Annotated in this window: 18 protein-coding genes and 1 pseudogene; 14 read left to right on the top strand and 5 right to left on the bottom strand. The window is 44.5% G+C overall.

The features are described from left to right. The first annotated feature begins 47 nt into the window (after positions 1-47). The 8 genes from MIC7126_RS27845 (at position 48) to MIC7126_RS0117770 (ending at position 7,671) form a co-directional block, all read left to right on the top strand. On the top strand, positions 48-185 hold the full coding sequence (locus MIC7126_RS27845) for a hypothetical protein (protein WP_154655916.1): 138 nt from the start codon (positions 48-50) through the stop codon (positions 183-185). A gap of 185 nt (positions 186-370) precedes the next feature. Beyond that, complete coding sequence (grpE, locus tag MIC7126_RS0117805) at positions 371-1,111, top strand: nucleotide exchange factor GrpE (protein WP_017654521.1); 741 nt, start codon at positions 371-373, stop codon at positions 1,109-1,111. A gap of 244 nt (positions 1,112-1,355) precedes the next feature. Then, complete coding sequence (gene dnaK / locus MIC7126_RS0117800) at positions 1,356-3,314, top strand: molecular chaperone DnaK (protein ID WP_017654520.1); 1,959 nt, start codon at positions 1,356-1,358, stop codon at positions 3,312-3,314. Positions 3,315-3,816: 502 nt separating this feature from the next. After that, complete coding sequence (gene dnaJ / locus MIC7126_RS0117790; RefSeq protein ID WP_017654518.1) at positions 3,817-4,944, top strand: molecular chaperone DnaJ; 1,128 nt, start codon at positions 3,817-3,819, stop codon at positions 4,942-4,944. Next, on the top strand, positions 4,941-5,198 hold the full coding sequence (locus MIC7126_RS0117785; RefSeq protein ID WP_017654517.1) for a sulfurtransferase TusA family protein: 258 nt from the start codon (positions 4,941-4,943) through the stop codon (positions 5,196-5,198). The genes dnaJ and MIC7126_RS0117785 overlap by 4 nt, the downstream gene beginning before the upstream one ends. After that, complete coding sequence (gene rsgA / locus MIC7126_RS0117780; protein ID WP_017654516.1) at positions 5,195-6,283, top strand: small ribosomal subunit biogenesis GTPase RsgA; 1,089 nt, start codon at positions 5,195-5,197, stop codon at positions 6,281-6,283. Before MIC7126_RS0117785 ends, rsgA begins: the two co-directional genes overlap by 4 nt. A 38-nt stretch (positions 6,284-6,321) precedes the next feature. Beyond that, positions 6,322-7,050: a Uma2 family endonuclease gene (locus MIC7126_RS0117775; RefSeq protein ID WP_017654515.1), complete on the top strand. Its 729-nt coding sequence runs from the start codon at positions 6,322-6,324 to the stop codon at positions 7,048-7,050. A 51-nt stretch (positions 7,051-7,101) separates the two neighbouring features. Next, entirely contained in the window at positions 7,102-7,671 is a 570-nt protein-coding gene (locus tag MIC7126_RS0117770; protein WP_017654514.1) for a Uma2 family endonuclease, read from the top strand. An 80-nt stretch (positions 7,672-7,751) separates the two neighbouring features. On the opposite strand, the gene MIC7126_RS0117765 is transcribed toward MIC7126_RS0117770, so the two are convergent. Further along, the gene (locus MIC7126_RS0117765; RefSeq protein ID WP_017654513.1) at positions 7,752-8,588 is read right to left on the bottom strand and encodes a DUF4351 domain-containing protein; all 837 of its coding nucleotides are present in this window, start codon (positions 8,586-8,588) and stop codon (positions 7,752-7,754) included. Between the two features lie 119 nt (positions 8,589-8,707). Here MIC7126_RS0117765 and MIC7126_RS30575 point away from each other — a divergent pair, with 119 nt between their 5' ends. Further along, positions 8,708-9,067 (top strand): hypothetical protein, encoded by a 360-nt coding sequence (locus MIC7126_RS30575; RefSeq protein ID WP_017654512.1) that lies wholly within the window; start codon positions 8,708-8,710, stop codon positions 9,065-9,067. Positions 9,068-9,081: 14 nt separating this feature from the next. On the opposite strand, the gene MIC7126_RS0117755 is transcribed toward MIC7126_RS30575, so the two are convergent. Beyond that, positions 9,082-11,619, bottom strand: a complete 2,538-nt coding sequence (locus tag MIC7126_RS0117755; RefSeq protein WP_154655915.1) for a TonB-dependent siderophore receptor — start codon at positions 11,617-11,619, stop codon at positions 9,082-9,084. Between the two features lie 252 nt (positions 11,620-11,871). Further along, on the bottom strand, positions 11,872-12,864 hold the full coding sequence (locus MIC7126_RS0117750) for an AraC family transcriptional regulator (RefSeq protein ID WP_026100348.1): 993 nt from the start codon (positions 12,862-12,864) through the stop codon (positions 11,872-11,874). Between the two features lie 652 nt (positions 12,865-13,516). Between MIC7126_RS0117750 and serA the strand changes: the two genes are divergently transcribed. From serA to MIC7126_RS31710, 5 genes and pseudogenes are all read left to right on the top strand, one after another. Next, positions 13,517-15,097 carry a phosphoglycerate dehydrogenase gene (gene serA, locus MIC7126_RS0117745; RefSeq protein ID WP_017654509.1) on the top strand — a complete coding sequence of 527 codons (1,581 nt, stop codon included), beginning with the start codon at positions 13,517-13,519 and terminating at the stop codon, positions 15,095-15,097. A 131-nt stretch (positions 15,098-15,228) separates the two neighbouring features. Continuing rightward, positions 15,229-16,149, top strand: a complete 921-nt coding sequence (gene prmA, locus MIC7126_RS0117740; RefSeq protein WP_017654508.1) for a 50S ribosomal protein L11 methyltransferase — start codon at positions 15,229-15,231, stop codon at positions 16,147-16,149. A 278-nt stretch (positions 16,150-16,427) separates the two neighbouring features. Beyond that, entirely contained in the window at positions 16,428-17,327 is a 900-nt protein-coding gene (locus tag MIC7126_RS0117735) for a DUF4351 domain-containing protein (RefSeq protein ID WP_017654507.1), read from the top strand. A gap of 35 nt (positions 17,328-17,362) precedes the next feature. After that, on the top strand, positions 17,363-17,767 hold the full coding sequence (locus MIC7126_RS31335; protein WP_017654506.1) for a hypothetical protein: 405 nt from the start codon (positions 17,363-17,365) through the stop codon (positions 17,765-17,767). Beyond that, positions 17,737-17,902, top strand: a pseudogene (locus MIC7126_RS31710) (IS4 family transposase); the annotation flags it as partial. The gene MIC7126_RS31335 and the pseudogene MIC7126_RS31710, both read left to right, overlap by 31 nt. Before the next feature lie 49 nt (positions 17,903-17,951). On the opposite strand, the gene MIC7126_RS0117725 reads toward MIC7126_RS31710, so the two are convergent. Next, a complete protein-coding gene (locus tag MIC7126_RS0117725; RefSeq protein WP_017654505.1) occupies positions 17,952-19,412 on the bottom strand; it encodes a dihydrolipoyl dehydrogenase family protein in 1,461 nt (486 codons plus the stop codon). A 32-nt stretch (positions 19,413-19,444) separates the two neighbouring features. Beyond that, positions 19,445-20,524, bottom strand: coding sequence for a threonine-phosphate decarboxylase CobD (gene cobD, locus MIC7126_RS0117720; RefSeq protein WP_017654504.1), 1,080 nt, complete (start codon positions 20,522-20,524; stop codon positions 19,445-19,447). Between the last annotated feature and the right edge of the window lie 22 nt (positions 20,525-20,546).

Here is a 20,546-nt window from a genome sequence, read left to right as displayed (position 1 = left end):
CTCACAGCCGGTAAATTCGGGGTGGGGGGTGTGGGGAGATGGGGGGTGTGGGGAGATGGGGGGATGGGGAGATGGGGGGATGGGGAGGTGGGGGGGTGGGGAGTGTGGGGAGTGTGGGGAGGTGGGGGGATAAGACTAATTACAGTGTCTCGTTGTCTGTGCTCGATTCCGTTGAAAATCCGTAGATTCGGTTTACCGCCCTAGAAGCCTTTACGCTAACTTGTTCACCATTTGTCACAATAAGAAGACGGTGATGTCACTTCCTGGAATATCTTCGGCAATAAATCAGCCTTAGTTGCTAGCCGTAAATCATCACGGCTATAAAATGTGGTGACTTGATGCCATTGATAGTATCTGGGATGAGTGGACAATGATAGACGAAAATAAACAGGTGAACAGTACAAGTGAACAATTGGGTGAACCAATAGAGGTAATGCAACCAATGACGAGCGACTCCCCAGCCCCAATAAACTCTAATGAATATAGCAGCGACGTTACTGAACAAGTCGCAGCCCAAACCAATGTGTCGGGAGATACAGCATCTACATTAAATAACGGCGTCGCTGAGAAGACTGAAGTTGAAACAGCAGCTTCGGCGGAATTAGCCCAACAAATTGAATCCTTAAAAACACAATTAGAAGAGCGGAGTACTCAATATATGCGGATTGCCGCAGATTTTGAGAATTATCGCAAACGTAATCAAAAAGAAAAAGAGGATTTAGAAGCTCAAATCAAGCGCAATACGATTCTAGAATTGTTGCCAATAGTCGATAACTTTGAGCGGGCGCGATCGCATCTTAAACCCCAAACCGAAGGGGAAATGACGATTCACAAAAGCTACCAAGGTGTTTATAAACAACTGGTAGATAGCCTCAAGCGCTTGGGTGTGTCACCGATGCGCCCTGATGGTCAAGAATTCGATCCGAATCTGCATGAAGCCGTAATGCGGGAACCTACGGATGAACATCCCGAAGGAACAGTGTTAGAAGAGTTAGTACGCGGATATTACTTGGGCGATCGCGTGCTGCGTCATGCAATGGTGAAGGTGGCTGCTCCCAGGGAAGATGCACCACCAGAGGCAGAAAATCAGTCGAGTCCAGCCAACAGTTAATCTGTATCTGCTCGCCTCACTGACCAAAAGTGCCTTGGTATCAGCAAGGGCGAGCATTCCGTCTGCGAAGTCTGGAAAGATGAGGGTAATGAGGTGATGGAAGTGATGAAGAGTATTATTTCTTACGCTCTCATCTTTTCTAATTACTCTCTTCCCTCATCTTTTCCGTGGGTTTTGCTTTGTAGCAAAAAACATGATCCGCGCAACATCACGGCGGTAGAAAACAGTAAAAATACTGAACCTTATGGGAAAAGTTATTGGTATTGATTTAGGCACTACTAATAGTTGCGTCGCAGTTTTAGAAGGCGGCCAACCAATTGTGATTGCTAGTTCTGAAGGTGCAAGGACTACGCCTAGTATTGTAGGCTTTGGTAAGAGTGGCGATCGCTTAGTCGGTCAACTGGCAAAACGCCAAGCTGTAACTAACGCCGAGAACACAGTTTACAGCATTAAGCGATTTATCGGTCGGCGCTGGGAAGACACCACAACCGAACGCGATCGTGTTCCTTATGGCTGCATCAAAGGTAGAGATGATACTGTAGATGTCCAAATTCGCGGACGTAACTACACGCCACAAGAAATTTCTGCCATGATCTTGCAAAAGCTCAAACAAGATGCGGAAAGCTTTTTAGGTGAAGTTGTCACTCAGGCAGTAATTACCGTACCAGCTTATTTTACAGATGCTCAAAGACAAGCGACTAAAGACGCGGGTACAATTGCCGGATTAGAAGTCCTGAGAATTATTAATGAACCCACCGCTGCAGCTTTAGCTTTTGGTTTGGATAAGCAAGAGCAAGAGCAGCTGATTTTAGTTTTCGACTTGGGCGGTGGTACCTTTGACGTATCTATTTTGCAACTTGGGGATGGAGTTTTTGAAGTCAAGGCAACTTGTGGTAACAATCAATTAGGCGGAGATGATTTTGATGGGGCGATCGTCCGCTGGATGATTGAAAAATTTCAGCAACAAGAAAAAATCGACCTCTTGCAAGATAAAATGGCGCTGCAACGGTTGCGAGAAGCTGCCGAAAAGGCAAAAATTGAACTTTCCACCATCGCCAGCACTTCAATTAACTTGCCATTTATCACCGCTGATGAAACAGGCCCTAAACATCTGGAAATGGAACTGAGCCGCTCGAAACTCGAAGAACTGGTAGGACATCTAGTCGCAGCCACCATCGAGCCAATGATTCAAGCCTTGAAAGATGCAGACCTCAAACCACAAGACATCAACCGAATTATTCTAGTTGGTGGTTCCACTCGCATTCCGGCGGTACAAAACGCGCTGATCAAATTTTTCAACGGTAAAACCCCTGATCGCTCCGTTAACCCCGACGAAGCAGTCGCATTGGGCGCAGCGATTCAAGCAGGGGTTTTAGGTGGCGAAGTCGATAATCTCTTGTTATTGGATGTCACCCCCTTATCTCTAGGAATTGAAACCTTGGGGGAAGTGTTTACTAAAATTATTGAACGCAACACCACCATCCCAACCAGCAGATCCCAAATTTTTTCTACAGCAGTTGATGGACAAACCTCAGTAGAAATACACGTCCTCCAAGGCGAGCGAGCCATGGCACGGGATAATAAAAGTCTGGGCAAATTTCTCTTGACTGGTATTCCTCCTTCACCCCGGGGAGTACCACAAATTGAGGTATCTTTTGAAATTGATGTCAATGGAATCTTGAAAGTGGGAGCTCAAGATAAAGGTACCGGTCGAGAACAGAGTATTCGCATTACTAATACTGGTGGCTTGAGTGTCAACGAAGTGGAGCGGATGCGCCAAGAAGCAGAGGTATTTGCTGAAGAAGACAGAAGACGCAAGGATTTAGTAGAACTCAAAAACCAAGCAGATAATTTGTTATCGACCTACGAATCTACTCTCAAAAATAATGGCGATTTAATTGGCGAACAGACTAAAGCTTTGGCTAGTGAAAAAGTTGCTCAACTCCAGATAGCTATGACTGACTTCGGTATTTCCACACAAGAATTTCAGCACCGTCTGGAAGAATTTCAACAAGCTCTATTTGCCATTGGTGCCAATGTCTATAACCGAGCCAATAGCGCAACTGAGGAATCAGAACAATTTTCCCACATTCTGTCAGCCCCAGAACAAGAGCAGCCCATGAATGGAACCCTAATCCCCCAATTTAACTTTGATTTTGATGACGACAGCACAGCACAGGCTGATTATGAGGCGATAGATTAGGATGAGGAATGGCGCATGGGGCCCAATCCCCGATGTCATAAGTTTGCTAGATTGTAGAAGCGAATCACCGTGGGCTAGACAGTGTACCAACACAAATACAAAATGCTTTTGGGGGGTTTTCCGCACCATTAGGTGCGGCTAGCCCCTCTAGTTGATGAGCGGGGTTTGCTTGTCTAAGTAGCACAATTGTAAAAGAGACAGCCGACTTGGCGGTGAGAAGTTTGAGCAGAGCCAAAAGCTATGGTGCTAACTTCTGAAGCAAAGTTACCAGGAGGTCTACTCTCAGGTAGTTTTGGGCGACCCGAAATTTTACCTAAATGGGCGCTCATGTCTTAAGACCTTCGGCTTTGATCGTAATTTTACGAAGAAAGCACCCGCTGCTCAAAATTTGTTGGTGATTTTTGTCAAAGGTAAAGGGTATGATCAATTATTAATAAAAATTAACCTCTACCTTCTACCTTCTATCCCCTGCCTTCTTCCTCCTAACTTTTACCTTTGCTATATGGCCCGCGACTATTATGAAATTCTGGGTGTCTCTCGTGACGCCGACAAAGAAGAACTAAAACAAGCTTACCGCCGTTTAGCCCGGAAGTATCACCCTGATGTGAACAAAGAACCGGGTGCGGAGGAACGTTTTAAGGAAATTAACCGCGCTTATGAGGTGCTTTCAGAGCCAGAAACCAGAGAGCGGTATAACCGTTTTGGTGAAGCTGGAGTTTCAGGTGCGGCTGCTGGCTATCAAGATGTGGGCGATATGGGTGGTTTCGCTGACATCTTTGAGAGCATTTTCAGCGGCTTCGCTGGTGGTATGGGTGGCCCGACACAAAGACGACGCAGTGGGCCCGTCAGGGGTGATGATTTACGGCTAGACCTGAAGTTAGATTTTCGGGAAGCGGTGTTTGGCGGTGAAAAGGAAATCCGTATTTCCCATCTAGAAACTTGTGAGACTTGCGGCGGTTCTGGTGCAAAGCCAGGAACCCGTCCGAGGACTTGTTCTACTTGTAGCGGATCTGGTCAGGTACGGCGTGTTACCAGGACGCCTTTCGGTAGCTTTACCCAAGTTTCCACTTGTCCCACTTGCAATGGGACGGGAACGATGATTGAAGATAAGTGCGATGCTTGTGATGGTAAAGGCACAAATCAAGTAGCGAAGAAACTGAAAATTACAATTCCGGCTGGAGTAGATAATGGGACACGTTTGCGAATCTCCCAAGAGGGAGACGCAGGTCAACGCAGCGGCCCACCTGGAGATTTGTATGTCTATTTGTTTGTCAATGAAGATGAGGAATTCCACCGCGATGGCATTAACATTCTCTCAGAAATCAAGATTAGCTATCTACAAGCGATTTTAGGTTGTCGTTTCGAGGTGGAAACGGTGGATGGGCCAGTAGAATTGACTATTCCCGCCGGTACTCAACCAAATACAGTGATGAAGTTGGAAAATCGCGGTGTACCACGTTTGGGTAATCCTGTCAGCCGTGGTGATCACATGTTGACAGTATTAATTGATATTCCTAACAAAGTGACTCCGGAAGAGAGAGAATTGTTAGAGAAGCTGGCGAAAATAAAAGGCGATCGCACTGGTAAAGGTGGTCTGGAAGGATTCTTGGGAAATCTGTTTAAGTCATGAGTTTATCTTCTGTCTCATCTCCTGATGCTCAACTTGACTTGCGTGGTACTCCTTGTCCCATTAATTTTGTGCGGACAAAACTCCGTTTGGAAAAAATGCCCGCTGGGGGTCTACTGGAAGTTTGGTTAGACCCCGGTGAGCCAATTGAGCAGGTTCCTGATAGTCTGACGATGGCTGGTTATCAGGTGGAACAAATTGTAGATTGTACTGGCTATTTTTCCTTGCTGGTACGCCGTCCTGTTACAGACGCATGAACGGGGAAGGGGTTTTAGCCACTGAGCAGTTAGTGGGTACAGTGTTGGCTGTGCAAGCTAATTTTTATAAGGTGCAGCTAGATCACAATGATGGGGAAAATGTAGTTTTGAATTCTCCCTATCCGCTGATCCTCCTTTGTACGCGCAGAACCCGCTTGAAAAAAATTGGCCAGCAGGTGATGGTGGGCGATCGCGTAGTCGTAGAGCAGCCAGATTGGGCTGGAGGACGGGGGGCGATCGCTGAGGTTTTATCCCGTCAAGCACAGTTGGATCGACCGCCAATCGCCAATGTAAACCAAATCCTGCTGGTTTTTGCTGTGGCTGACCCACCTTTAGAACCATTACAGTTGAGTCGGTTTCTGATTAAGGCTGAGTCTACGGGTGTGGATGTGATTTTATGTTTGAATAAGAGTGATTTAATCTCGCCGGAAGTTCAGCAACAAATTAGCGATCGCTTATTGGCTTGGGGTTATCAACCAGTATTTATTAGTGTCAGCAATCGACTCAATATTCATGAAGTGGCTGGTTATCTCAATCAGAAAATTACTGTGGTTGCTGGGCCTTCCGGTGTGGGTAAATCTAGTTTAATTAATACACTCATTCCTGACGCTAATTTGCGAGTGGGTGAAGTTTCTGGTAAATTAGCTCGTGGTCGTCACACTACTCGCCATGTAGAGTTATTTGAATTACCTGATGGTGGTTTGTTAGCAGATACTCCCGGTTTTAATCAACCAGACCTTGATTGTACCCCTGAAGAATTAATTTATTATTTTCCCGAAGCGAGAGAGCGGTTAGCAGCAGGTAGTTGTCGATTTAATGATTGCATCCATAGAGACGAGCCTGAGTGTGTGGTGCGGGGAGAGTGGGAAAGATATGAGCATTATTTAGAATTTTTGGATGATGCGATCGCTTATCAAACTCATCTGCATCAACAAGCTGATCCTGAATCTACTCTTAAATTAAAAAGCAAAAGCAAAGGGCAAAATCAATACGAACCCAAGCTAGAAACTAAGAAATATCGCCGTGTGTCTCGGAAAACTCAACAGCAAGCCTTGCAAGATTTGTATCAGGATAACGAGGAATGAAAAAGGCGATAGGATAAAGACAAAAAAGTGCTGATGCTATGTCTCAATCTCTTGCCACTGCTTCTGTTGCGGATACCACTGAAGGTATAATTTTCCCACCAGGCGATATCTATAGTGACGAACCTCCTTTGGAATCAGATTTACACCGCGAACAGATAGAAATACTGATTCGCCTCATCAAGTGGTGGTGGCGCGATCGCAATAATTTCTATGCTACAGGCAACTTAACTATCTATTTCAGTCCCAATCAAAAAAAATCAGAAGAGTTTCGGGGCCCGGATTTCTTTTTAGTTTTGGATACAGAAAAAAAAGACCGCAAAAGTTGGGTAGTGTGGCAAGAAGACGGTAAATACCCCAACGTGATTATCGAAATGTTATCTGATTCTACTGCCGCAGTGGATAAAGGCTTGAAAAAGCAGATATATCAGAATACATTCCGCACACCAGATTACTTTTGGTTTGATCCAGTAAGCTTAGAATTGCGAGGATTTCACTTAGTAGATAATCTATATCAAGACATTACACCTACTGAGTCAGGTTGGTTGTGGAGTCAGCAGTTAGAGCTGTATTTGGCGGTATATTCGGGCAAATTACGCTTTTTTACCCCAGATGGGCAGTTGGTGATGTTACCAGAAGAACAAAAAGACCAATTGCTAGAACAAAAAGACCAATTGCTAGAACAAAAAGACCAATTGCTAGAACAGCAACGTCAAAAAGCTGAACTTTTAGCAGAACGCTTGCGAGCCGCAGGTATTGACCCTGAGTAGATATTTTCAAAATAGAATTTTATCTCTGACTAGGCGTAGGAAAATAGTGTCATGAACCAAACAATCTCTAACAAAGTCCGTTGGACAACCTCAGACTTAGAATTACTAACAACTGATGAATGGAAACGCTATGAAATTATTGACGGAGAACTATTTGTGACTAGAGCGCCTCACTGGAAACATCAGCGAACTGCTGGCAATATTCATTTGGAATTAGAAATTTGGTCTCGCTCCAGTCAAATAGGTGAACCTATCATTACCCCCGGCATAATTTTTACAGAGGCTGATAATGTTATACCGGATGTAGTTTGGATCAGTCATCAGCGGTTAGCACAGTTGCTAGATGACGAAGGACATTTGAAAGGAGCGCCAGAACTGATTGTAGAAGTACTTTCTCCTGGCGCGACTAATGAACGTCGAGATCGAGAAGCGAAACTAAAGCTATACTCAACAACGGGAGTTAAAGAATATTGGATTGCCAATTGGCAATTACAGCAGTTAGAAGTTTATCACCGAGAAGCTACCCAATTGAAATTAGTCGCAACCTTGCTCGCTGATGACGAAATCACATCACCACTTTTACCAAGCTTTGGCGTCCGAGTTCAGCGCTTTTTTGTGTAGTCTAAGCGATCGCTCTGCTTAGTTTTTGCTTAATAGACATATTGTGGGCTGTATAAAGAATATGTGTGATGCTGCTTGTGCTACTGTAATGTAGCCAACCAAGCTTCTAAATCGGCTGGAGCCTGAAAATCCAACAATGCTTCACCAAGGTTTTCTAATTGTTCAATAGAGAGTGTCTCAATTTGCTCACGCACTTGTTGGGGTAATTCTCCCAGGCGACGAGTTAGCAGTCGGAGAATGAGCGATCTTTCTCGTTGTTCACCTCGTTGTTCACCTCGTTGTTCACCTTCAGCAAGAATTTCTTGATAAATCACTGACTCGCGCATCATACCCTCCCGAAATAAGTTTCTAATCAAGTCCTTTTTGTATTTTAACCCTGCCAATATTTGGGTGTAAGCAGAGATTTGCGATCGCTGTTCTGGCTCTATTTGATTGACTCGTTCCACAACTTGTTGCAACAAGGCTTGCGGTTGGGTGGTTGCGGCTAGCGGTGCTAAAGGTAACAAAGCCTCGTCATTGAGGAATAGTTCGGGATTTTCTTCCCACATGCAAATCACACGATATTCGTGACGGGTGGTTTCGATGTTGAAGGCAGTTTCTATGACTGTTCCTGGTGCGGGAGGAAGCAATAAGACGACAACTTGCGTGATTGGTAGACGATATAAACGATACAACCTTACCCAGTAATCGAGCATCCGCAAAGGTAAGGGTGGTGTCGATTCGAGTTTGGTTTGAAATTCCAGATGGAGAATACGCCCTTCTAATTGTAGGAATGTGACGTAATCAGCGCGAATCGGTTCAATGCTCAATTCGGTTTTCAGGACTGTGACACCAGTTTGAGGTGTTCCTAATACCCAACTGGCAAAGGTTGCGGGATGTTTCTCGGAAAGTAGTTTGCACAGGTTGTCGAAGGACATTGATTAAATACAAGAATCTCACGCGGTTTTGTTATTATCTCGTGAGTGGTGGTCAGGTGGGCGATCGCTAAGATAAAATAGCCCCAAGTCAAACCTCAATCCTTTGATTGAAAGAGATAGTGTTGTGCCGTGGGTTAACGCACCTTGAATTATTGAATGTCAACGTAGCGACTGTCTTAAAAGTCAAGCGCTCGTTAGTCACCGAAATAACAAATGCGATCATCGAAATAGCAAATGCGCTCGCCGAAATAGCAAATGCGTTCGCCGAAATAGCAAATGCGTTCGCCGAAATAGCAAATGCGCTCGCCGAAATAGCAAATGCGCTCGCCGAAATAGCAAATGCGATCATCGAAATAGCAAATGCGATCATCGAAATAGCAAATGCGTTCGCCGAAATAGCAAATGCGTTCGCCGAAATAGCAAATGCGTTCGCCGAGCTTAGTTTTTGCTTAATAGAGATATTGTCGGGCGATCGCTAAGATAAAATAGCCCCTTAGAACGTCCAAGAAATAGTTCCTTGGACTGTGAATGGCGCACCATAAAAGACACGATCGCGGCTGAAAACACCTTCAAAGTAATCTACGTTGAAGAGGTTTTTGATATTAATCGCAGCACGAAACTGGTTTTGTTTGTAGAAGATAGCTGCATCGGTAGTGAGATAGCCGGGAACTGTGAATGAATTAGCATTATCACCTGCGCGATCGCCCACATAAAACAGTCCTAAACCCAATCCTAAACCTTGCAAATTCCCTTGTTGAAATTCATATGTTGTCCATAAACTGGCGTTGTTGGGGCTAGTTCTTTGCACACGGTTCCCAACCAGATTTGGGTTGTTGTCGTTGCTAATGCGTGTGTCATTATAAGCGTAGCTGGCAAAAATGTTCCACCCAGGTAAAATTTCTCCAGTCAAACTCAGTTCAATTCCTTGACTATTGATCTCACCAGTTTGCACTGAGAAACCCAGATTTGCCGGATCGCTAGTTAAGACATTTGATTGAGTAATGTCATACAAAGCTAATGTCGTCGAGAGCCGATCATTTATATCTGTTTTTACCCCAATTTCATACTGTGTACCTCTAGTGGGTTGAAAAACACTACCATCAAAAGCTCTACCAATCGCTGGCTGAAACGATCTAGTATAGTTTGCGTAGAGAGAAACAGGGGGAATTGGCTGATAGACAATGCCTACACGGGGACTAAAAGCCTCACCTGATTGACTAGTCTCGCTATTCGTAATGAAATTTCTGTCAGTTTGAGTGAATGTGTCAAATCGCCCACCAATAAGCAATTTTAAGTTATCTGTGAATGTAATCTGATCCTGCACTAAGATACCAAGTTCATCTAGCGTGCTACTAGTATTAGTTCTGGATGTAATCGCTCCCAATGGTTGACCAAAAACAGGATTGAATAAATCAATAGGTGCAGCCGCCCTAGTCGTAGATATAAACGCACTCTCGTATCTACCTAAATCAAACCCGAATAATAACTGGTGCTTAATTGAACCTGTCGAAAATTTACCAACGACATTAGTAAGCATACTGTATTGATTATACAGGTCGCTGTTATCCAGGTTCAGCCTCCGCTGACTACGATTATCAGGTGTCAGACCTTGAGGAAATGTAAGATTGTAGGTGTAATCAACAGAATCGTAGCGAAATGCGTTGCTGACTGACCAATTTTCACTGAATTGATGCTCTAGCTTGTAGCCAATTCTTCCCTGTATGGCATCTAATTTACCTTCATTTGTAATGCGGTCATGGGGTATTTGACCATTGGGATTAGGCAAGATTGTTCCAACGGCAGGTATTCCCAGATTACCATTATCCTGAGAGAAGTCTTTATAAGTTCCATCAATGCTCAGGTTAGTGTTTTCCCCCAATGCAAAACTAATGACTGGTGCAATTACTAAGTTTCTAGTTCTGCTAAATTGAGTGAAAAAACCTTGATCTCGATAAGATGCGTTCAACCGATAAAGTACTTTCTTATCATCATCAAGAGGGCCGGAAAAATCCGCTTCACCACGATAAAAATCAAAACTTCCCACAGTTGCTTCAGCAAAGTAGTAAGGATCGCGTAGAGGTTGCTTAGTGACAAAGTTAACTGTTCCACCCGGCGATGATGAGCCAAATAGAATTGAGCTTGGGCCTAAAAGAACATCAATTCTGTCAATTCCTGTCAGGTCAGGGCCTATATTAGCACCTGTACCATTCCCTATTCTAGAAACGATTCCATCCACCGCAAGTGGACTAAAAAATCCTCTCACCTGAATCCGTACAGCATCAAAGTTAGTGGGAGCGCCATCACGAACACTGGGAGTATTACGAAGTGCGCTATTAACATCAGCACGCTGATCACGCAGCACTTGTTGGGGGATGACTTGAATCGATTGGGGAATGTCGCGCAGTGGTGTATCGGTGCGTGTACCCACAGAACTATTCGGTACGCGATAGCCATCTCGCTCACCTGTTACCACCAACTCAATCGGCTCATCACCCTCAGCCGATGGTGTCTCCTGCGGTGTCTGGTTTTCTGGCTTTTGTTCGACTGGTGGTGTTTCTGGTGGTTGCATCGCCGTTGTCTGTGATGCTACCGCAAAAACCAGCCCTGCATCATCATCAAATAACTCAACTGTTGGTGCTGTCGCTTCACCTGTAACCGTGACGCGGATAGTTGCATTATCAAAATTTATTACCGTTATTTCAGTAATTCCCGCCAGGGGTTTTTCTGAGCGGAAGGTGAATGTATCGCCATTGGGTAACTTGAGTTGAGCATTGGGAATATCGGTGATAAAGCTGTTTCCCGCACTGCGATTCACCAGTTGCAATTGTTGTCCTTTAGCGGTTTGTAAAATTACTTCCACACCCTTATCGGTGGGATTAGCTTTAACTCCCGTCACTTGCACAATTTCTTGAGCAGGTGTTGACTGGACTAACATCTGCGCGCTTGACTCTTTGACCTGTGCTTGTACGGGTTGAGCTAACAGAACCGATACGACACCCGCAACCATTGCAAATCTTTTCACTCTTGACATCTTCCTCACACCAGCAAGCGACTCGCTTTTTAGAAATCAGTGTCAAAAGATTACTGAATTTATCAAGGTAAGGAAAGCGAATTGAACGCTAGCGGGAATTTTTTTTGAACGCTACAGGGTAATTTTCCCAAACAAAGTGTCTAGTTATGGTTGTTTGTCAGAAAATAAAAGCGTTGTGTTTGCAGCACAAAGTTTTTCGAGAGCGATCGCCGAGCTTAGTTTTTGCTTGATGGGGATATTGTAGAGCGATCGCTAAACACAACCGTTTTGCTGCTGATAATCTTTAGGGTTTAACCCGAACTTCTTTTTAAAGGCTGTAGCAAAGTAGCTGCGGCTAGCAAAGCCAACTGTTTCCGCGACATCTGTCACCTTTTTATCTCCAATTTCCAATAGTTGACGCGCCTGTTCTAAGCGATAATCATGCAAATAACCAAAAACAGTAGTGCCAAATACTTGACGAAATCCCCGCTTTAGTGTGCATTCGTTTAGCTTTGCTTGTCTTGCTAAGTCTACTAAAGAAGGGGGATTGTGCAAATTTTTTTGCAGTAAGCTTTGGGCATAGTGAATGCGGTCTATGGTTCCGGGTTTGAGGGGTTGAGTGATGGGGCGATCGCCTGTGTTAATTTCGATTTCCTCGTCCAGCATCATACTAACCAATTCCAAAGCTTTACTCTCCAAAAACATCCGTTTAGGAATTCCTAAGTAAGGACACCGCACAATTTGCCATAGCACAGCCTCTATCGCCGGAGTGACTGTTGCTACACGGGTATAACATTCCTGTTCCATTGGTCGAATTAGTTGCTGGAGTGCCGTTGGTAGTTGTCCAGTAGAGTTGCTGATGAAGGAGTGTAGAATGTCAGGATGGATAAACACTGTCACTTCTAGCGCCTGTTGCTCCGGGCCGTCATTCCGATCTTTGGGAGCAAAACCACTGCCATAAACTGCGTATTCTTTATTACCCACAATTGTGTATTTATCCTCATGCTGCCCGAAGAGGTGAAAGTGATATTTTAGCCAGTTAAGGTGTTCGGGTATTTCCAGGATGAGGCGATCGCGCAGACAACAATCGAAAATTTCTATCTCCAATCCTGCACGTAATTCGATGCACCGAATATATCCCTGTCCAATCTGTTTTGGGTATTTCCAGATTACATCCAATGGATCAGATGGATCACAGTGTTGAGATGTTTCCTCTATTTCCTGCCACAGTTCCCTGTAAGCTTGATGAGACATCGTAATCGTCATCGGGTTGCTCCAGCACAATTAACAACACAGCCCAGTCAATCGATGCGAGGATTTGTTCCGCTTAACTGCGAGCGGGGTATGAACCAAATCAGCTCAAATCTCAAATTGACCGAAGAAAGGATAAAGGATGTAGACGCTTCCTCCGCTTGCAGTAGGCTAGGATGAAGTAAGAATTGGTACAAGCCGAGTGGAATCCTAGGCGAAAAATTGACCCTTTTTTCCTTAGTTCAAGCCCCATCCCTTTATGAGTGGCGTAACTTCATACTTCATACTTCAGCCTTTAGTTGACACCGTTAATGGTTTTGGACTGTTATTGAAATATTTTCTCATTTTGTAGCAGCGAAATAAACGGGGATGGAAAAAATTGCTGTTGACAACCTTACCTGAAAAGAGAAGTCTTAACTATTAATATAGATGTTTAGTGCTACTGATGGTTTATATTTACCCAGAGGTGGCGAAAGTAGCCCCCCATTTTCAAATATAGGAGGCAGTGCTACATCATCCCGGCAACTGATGTGCTCACACCATCACCGAGAGGCGTCGGTTAAAGCTAAGTTGATCTGAAAACAAACATTTTTACTGAATTGCGACGGATAAAGACTAAACTGAAAGGTCTTGTGCAGTAAAACCTGTAGCTTTAAATGAAGTAATCATGTCTAAGGTTCTCGTCTCCGATCCTATTGACCAAGCTGGGATTGATATCCTATCCCAAGTTGCTAGTGTTGACGTTAAGACAGGTTTAAAACCGGCGGAACTGGTAGAAATTATTGGCGAGTATGACGCGCTGATGATTCGCTCTGGTACCCGCGTAACTCAAGAAATCATTGAAGCCGGTACACAGTTAAAAATTATCGGTCGTGCTGGTGTGGGTGTAGATAATGTAGATGTGCCGGCGGCGACACGTCGCGGAATTGTTGTTGTTAATTCTCCTGAGGGTAACACGATCGCCGCCGCTGAACATGCGATCGCCATGATTTTGGCTTTATCTCGCCACATCCCGGATGCGAATGCTTCTGTGAAACGGGGTGAGTGGGATCGCAAAACTTTTGTGGGTGCAGAAGTTTATAAAAAAACTCTCGGTATCGTCGGTTTGGGAAAAATTGGCTCCCATGTGGCTGCGGTTGCTAAGGCTATGGGGATGAAGCTACTAGCTTTCGATCCCTTTATTTCCACAGAACGCGCCGAACAAATTGGTTGTCAGCTGGTCGATTTAGATTTACTCATCCAGCAAGCAGACTATATCACCCTGCATATCCCCAAAACTCCAGAAACTACCCACCTAATCAACGCCACTACCTTGGCGAAGATGAAACCCACAGCCCGCATTATTAATTGCGCTCGCGGTGGGATCATCGATGAAGCGGCTTTGGCTGCAGCAATTCAACAAGGTACGATCGCTGGGGCGGCTTTAGATGTATTTGAATCAGAGCCACTGGGCGAATCAGAATTGCGATCGCTCGGTAAAGAAGCCATCCTCACCCCCCATCTAGGCGCTTCCACTGCGGAAGCACAGGTGAATGTCGCCATTGATGTAGCCGAACAAATCCGCGATGTGCTCTTGGGACTACCCGCACGTTCTGCTGTCAACATTCCCGGACTCGGCCCCGATGTGTTAGAAGAACTCAAACCATACATGCAATTGGCGGAAACTTTGGGAAACCTAGTAGGTCAATTGGCTGGCGGTCGAGTAGAATTACTCAACGTCAGATTGCAAGGTGAACTAGCCACCAACAAAAGTCAGCCTCTGGTAGTAGCGTCCCTCAAAGGTCTACTTTACCAAGCATTGCGGGAACGGGTAAACTACGTCAACGCCAGCATTGAAGCCAAAGAACGCGGAATTCGGGTGATTGAAACACGAGATGCTTCCGCCCGCGACTACGCCGGTTCTCTGCACCTAGAAGCCACAGGTACTCTGGGAACTCATTCTGTCACTGGCGCGCTGTTAGGTGAAAAAGAAATTCACCTCACCGACGTGGACGGCTTCCCGATCAACGTCCCACCCAGCAAGTATATGCTGTTCACCCTACACCGAGATATGCCAGGAATTATTGGTAAACTCGGTTCCCTCCTGGGCAGTTTTAACGTCAATATTGCCAGTATGCAAGTAGGACGAAAAATCGTCCGTGGTGACGCGGTAATGGCGCTGAGTATCGATGATCCTTTACCGGATGGCATTTTGTCAGAAATTATCAAAGTGCCAGGAATTAGGGACGCATACACAGTCACTCTTTAAAAGGATGAAGGGTAAAGGATGAAGAAATAAAAGACCAGATTTGACAAAGGTATATCCGTTGGGATCTGTGGCTGAATTTTGGAGAATTGGTATGACTTCATCCTTACACCTTCAGACTTCACACTTGATATATGGCAAACACTTGGTGGGAATTACAGATTTTATGTGAACCAGACCTAGAAGATTCTATCTTTTGGCGACTGGAGAATTTCGGCTGTCGGGGTACGGCGAGTGAAAGCAAAGGTAATTCATCGTTGGTCAGGGGTTATTTGCCGAGTTTTCAAGCCCAGTTACTAGATTTGGCGGCGTTGTCTCTATGGCTGCGACAAGATGCGCTGTGTGTGGGGCTTTCTGTGCCTAGCTTACATTGGCAATTAATTGATGAGGAAGATTGGGCTAGTAGCTGGAAGCAGTATTGGTCGCCTCAGGAAATAGGCGATCGCTTTTTGATCAATCCCGCATGGCTACCACCACCGGAAAATTCCTCGCGGCTGGTGATTCGTCTCGATCCCGGTGTCGCATTTGGTACAGGAAATCATGCGACAACTCAGTTGTGTTTGGAATCTCTGGAAATGCGCTTGACTGATTTACCTGCATCTGGCGCGGATGGGAATAGCCAAAAAGAACCTGTAATTATTGCAGATATTGGCTGCGGTTCTGGTATCCTTTCGGTAGGAGCATTACTACTGGGAGCAGAAACAGCTTATGCAGTAGATACTGATCCCCTAGCGGTGCAGTCAACATTCAGTAACCGCGCCCTCAATGATATTAGTCCAGAACGCTTGATAGCCGCCGAAGGCAGCGTCGAGATTTTGCCGCAACTGGTGGGAAAACCAGTAGATGGTATCGTTTGCAATATTTTAGCGAATGTGATTATTGAGTTAGTGCCGCAAATGAGTGCGATCGCCAAACCCTCAACTTGGGCTATTTTCAGTGGTATCTTACTTGAACAATCCAAAGCTGTAGCTGATGTCTTAGAGGAAAACGGCTGGGTGGTTGCTACCCTGTGGAAACGGAAAGAGTGGTGTTGTTTAAACGTCAGGCGATCGTAATTGAAATCAGCGGTTGGACATAAATAAATATGATTTGCAGGGGACAGGAATAGAGCACAGAAAAATTATATTTACTGCGATCGCTTTTTTATTTTTGAGGCGCTCAAATGCATGAATAATAGTACAACTCAATCAATAGCGATCGCTCATAATTGCATCTAGACGAAAAGTGGCGATCGCTTGTCATCCAGAGCTTACAGATAGACACAATAGGGAATGTGGGAGTAGATAAATACAGTATTAGTGATATCTTTAGAAAAATTCTTTAAATACATCGAATGACTCGATTTATTCACGACCAGTTTGCAAAAGATTATCTGGAAGAATTGTTAAAATCCTATGGAGAAGTACAAGCTCCAAGTCGGGTAGCAGGAGAAGTTCGAGAAATAGATGTATTATTTTCACCTTTTACCGAACCAAGTAATTTAGAAACGCTAGGATTGCTAGGAAGATTTGCACAATTACCTGCTATGTTTGAACCCTTTCGTAACCCTGCTTCCAAAGAAGAGATTTGCGATTGCTTATTGAAACTATTAGAAGTTAGAGGTGCATTGCAAAGAGAGGCAAAACGAAATAAAACTACTATAGCTGAGTCAGCAATACCGAAGTTATGGATTCTCACACCAACTGCGTCTGCGGAGATATTATCTGGATTTAATGCTAACCAAAAAGCAGACTGGCTAACAGGAGTACACTTTCTAGGAGAGTACTTACGAACAGCGATTGTTGCGATTCATCAGTTACCACGCACAAGAGAAACTTTATGGTTAAGAATTTTGGGACGAGGAACGGTACAGCAGACAGCGATTAATGAACTAGAAGCGCTACCATCAAATCATCCATTTCAAAGAGCAGCGCTAGAATTACTGTACAATCTTCAGCAAAATTTGCGAGTCAATCAAAATTTAGAATCAGATGATAGGGAGTTAGTTATGCGATTAGCACCACTTTATCAGCAAGATAGAGAATTGGCTAGACAAGAAGGAGAACAACGAGAAGCTTTTCGTTTTTTAAATCGTCAGTTGAATCACCGTTTTGGTGAAATTGATGCTTCTATTGTTGAGAGAATTCGAGTTTTATCTACTGAACAACTAGAAGCGTTAGGAGAAGCATTTTTAGATTTTTCATCAATTGCGGAGATGGTAGCTTGGTTAGACCAACAAGGCGATCGCCCTTAATTGCATCTAGACGAAAAGTGGCGATCGCTTTTTGAATGGCGAACGCTCATCATCACACCCATATCAGAATTGACGAAAAGTGGCGATCGCTTTTTGAATTCTCAGGCGCTCAAATGGTCAAGGCAGAGGTTGCTTGTGGCTGCGCGAAACACGGTTTTGTCACGACAGAAGTTACTTTTGGTTGCGCGAAACACGGTTTTGTCACGACAGAAGTTACTTTTGGTTGCGCGAAACACGGTTTTGTTGTGGCAGAAGTTACTTCCGGGACAACAGAAGTTACTTTTGGTTGCGCGAAACACGGTTTTGTTGTGGCAGAAGTTACTTCCGGGACAACAGAAGTTACTTTTGGTTGCGCGAAACACGGTTTTGTTGTGGCAGAAGTTACTTCCGGGACGACAGAAGTTACTTTTATTTTGCTGCTCCTGAAAATCAGGACTTAGGCATTATTAAACGACAACGAAAACCAAACATGAAGCTCATTGTTGCACCTTTAGAAAGAGAAACAACGAGGCACATCTGAATTTTTATTTCCAGCACCTTCTAAAATCCCCTTGACAACTAGCTCACAACCTTAACTTGTGACCAATGCTACTGCTTATAATCCAACAAATAACAAATAACAAATTACAAATCCCAATTGCGGCGAAAATGGAAAAACTCTTCTAACAAATCTTGCCAAGCAATATTATTATTTAACCTTTGCTGATTCCATTGTCCGGCGGCTTGTTCTAAAATCTCGGCAAAGGTAGGATAGACGGGAGCTAAATTAGCTAAATGCTTAACTTTAATTTTTTGCGCCATTGCTAAAGCCACTAAATTAATCAATTCACCTGCTGGGACACCGAAGATTTCAGCACCTAATATTTCTCCATTCTTTCGGGTGATTAATCTACAAAGACCTGTGGTTTCGCTTTGAATTTGAGCTGCTGTAATTGCTTTAAAATAATGGTCTAAAATTAACACTTGATTTTGACTAAATCGGCGTTTTGCCTGTTTCTCCGTCAAGCCTACTTGCGCTAACATCGGGTGAATAAATATGGCTGTAGGAATGGAGTTATAATTAACAATAAGTCTGGGATAAAATAGCGCATTGTTCAGGGCAATTCTTGCCTCATAATTAGCGATATTGGCAAAGTTATAACCACCCAGCACATCTCCACAAGCGTAAATTCGGGGGTTAGTAGTTTGTAGTTTTTTATTAACAACTAGACGACGCCCGCGCCATTTGACACCCACTGCTGCTAGATTTAGAGACTCAATATTAGGTTGTTGTCCAGTAGCGACGATAATTTCATCAGTTTCGATCGCTTTATCTCCTGCTTGCACCCATTTTTTATCATCAATTCGCATCACCTGAGTTACAGATGTTTGCGTAATCACACGTACACCGTCAACTTCTAATTGTGCCTGAACTAATCGAGCGATCGCCGGATCTACAAAGGGCAAAATATGAGGATGCTCGACTATCAGTGTCACACGACAACCCAACCGCGTTAAAGTTTGAGCCACCTCCAAACCTGGGGGAGCACCACCGATAATTACCCAATTTTGCGGAACTTGATTAGGAACAGCACTTAACGACGACCAAATATTATCTAAAGTGAGGTAGCCAGTGGCTGACAAGCCCTCAATCTCCGGAATGGCTGGACGGGAACCACTGGCTAACAAATAGGTGCGACCACGTAGCAGACGACTGCTGACAGCAAATGCTAACCGGGGAGAGGAAACAAATTGACCATTGCCGAAAATGATATCAACCCCTTGAGCAGCCAGGACAGCGATCGAGTTTTGTTCTGCTAAATTGTCTCTGACGCCTCGAGCATACAACATCGCTTCTGTCCAGTCCACAACCATTGAAGATTCGTTGAAAATATCAAGTTGTGGGTGTTGAATCCCAATGCCAGCACTGTCACCCAACTGTCGCCTGAGTTTGCCAATCTCCCTAACTACGAGATGATCTAAAAACCCATAGTTGATATTGGGTTCCACTAAGGCAACTTTTGCACGTATTTGGTTAGCACTCAAAGCAGCATAGCGTGCGACAGGGCTACCACCAATAATCACCACATCGTAGTCAAGAGTCATTTGTCATTAGTTATTTCTGTCATCGTCATTCACTATGCCCCATACCCCAACAGTACTGAATTTAAGGCTGTGAGTAGGCGTTGGTTATCAAACTCAGATTTGACAGCTACTCGAAAAAAGCGATCGCCTAGTTCTTTAAAGCTAAAACAATCTCGAATTAAAATTTGGTGCTGTTTGAGCAATTGTGGCTGCAATTGCGAAATAGAATGTTCTGATTCCACCAGTAAGAAGTTAGCGGCGCTTGCTGCTGGTTGCAAACCGGAGATGGCAACTAAACCCTCAAACAGTTGGTTCCGCGCAGGTGGTAGCCATAACCAGGTTTGTTGTTGAAACTCTCTATCTTGAATGGCAGCAATTGCTGCGGCCGTAGCCAGCGTGTTGACTGGCCAGGGGTCACGCCACAATTGCCACTGAGCTAGGCGATGAGGGTGAGCGATCGCATATCCTAGTCTTAGCCCCGGCAGACTGTAAAATTTCGTCAGCGATCGCAACACCACTAAGTTTTCATATTCTCGCACCAAAGAAATGAGACTTTGTTCCTCATCAGGAGGTAAAAAATCCATAAACGCCTCATCCACCACCACCAAAGCCAACTGTTCTAGGTAGGGCAGAATCGATTCTCTTGAAAAAAGCTTTCCTGTTGGGTTATGGGGATTATTCAGCAGCAATCCTTTGTCCTTGGTTATTGGTCGTTTGTTCAAGACAAATGACAAATCACTCTGCTGTCCCAAATCAACAGGAAACTCCAGTACTTTAGCGTCGTATGCCTTCAGGGTTCGGTAGTAGTCGCCAAAGGCTGGAGTAATTAAGATTGTTGCACTTAATTGTGACAATTCCCTACCTGCTAACGTAAGTAATTCTGCAGAGCCGTTACCCGGCAGAATCCATTCAGGAGGCAATTGATGCAACTCACCTAGTGCAATTCTTAGGTCACTATAATTTGGATCAGGATAGTGCCTAAGATTACCAAATTGGGATGTAATTGCGGCGATCGCGCTATCCGGCGGCCCCAAAGGGCTAATACTGGCAGAAAAATCCAGAATAGCATCAGGGGAACAGCCAGCCAGTGCTGCTGCCCAAACTAAATTACCGCCATGTGCAGGTTGCCGCATCAAACAATTCCCTAGGTTAAAA

Source organism: Fortiea contorta PCC 7126, from assembly GCF_000332295.1.
Classification (GTDB): Bacteria; Cyanobacteriota; Cyanobacteriia; order Cyanobacteriales; family Nostocaceae; genus Fortiea; species Fortiea contorta.
This window is presented reverse-complemented; position numbering and strand designations above follow the sequence as displayed.